The organism is Chryseobacterium sp. CS3K3.1 (assembly GCF_059515165.1).
The window spans coordinates 1-765 of the sequence record NZ_JCAKRV010000053.1; the positions used below are offsets into that span (position 1 = coordinate 1).

General features: G+C 35.7%; 1 protein-coding gene. It reads right to left on the reverse strand.

What is annotated here, in order from left to right; all coding sequences use genetic code 11:
• Positions 1–308: 308 nt before the first annotated feature.
• Positions 309–765 (reverse strand): peptidoglycan-binding protein LysM (locus AC5YGI_RS22040; RefSeq protein ID WP_496169809.1); only part of this gene is annotated, 457 nt, incomplete at its 5' end.

The window sequence follows — 765 nt, forward strand, 5'->3', positions numbered from 1 at the left end:
GTATTCTGAGCTTGAACATTGTTTGTTCCAAATATGATTGCTCCAAAAGTTAAGGCTGTGATTACGATTTGCTTTTTCATGATGGTAATATTTTATTGTTATTTTTTACTTAATTGTTATCTTTTGTATACTGCAAATTTATAGTGGTGGTAAAAGTTTATTTGTAGTGGAAAAAGGAAGTTCATGTAGTAAAATCACTACAAGGTTTATTCACATGATAAATAGAAAAACCCTCACATACAAAATCAAAGGCCTCCTGAGGAAGCCTTCGAAACACCAAATCACAAAATATTAATATGAAAAATTATTTATAAAGCTGTTGCAGTATATGTTACTGTCTGCGTATAAGTTCCGGCCGGTTTTCCTAAAATATCAGAAGATGATGATTTTGCTGCCGGAATAGTGTAGTCCAGGTTCAATGTTAAGGCACTTCCAAGTGGAGCATTGGTAACTAAATTCTGATCCGTTGCAGATAAAACTACAGTATTTTTTGTTCCTCCCATGGTTCCGGCGGCTGTAGCCGCTTTGATCGTCAAAACATTGACAGGGATTAAGTTCGTTCCATTCATAAAATTAGCACCTCCTGCTTTTACTTTAACATTAAAGTTCTTCGTGGAAGTAACTTTTAAAGAGTTAGCTTTGGTAATCGTCTGATCAGAGTTGTAGTCTGCTGCAGTAACATAGTTAAAATCTACCGTATTACCAATGGCTGTACTTCCTGCGTCGATAGAGATCACATCGTTCAGGGTGATGTTTACCGTTGTA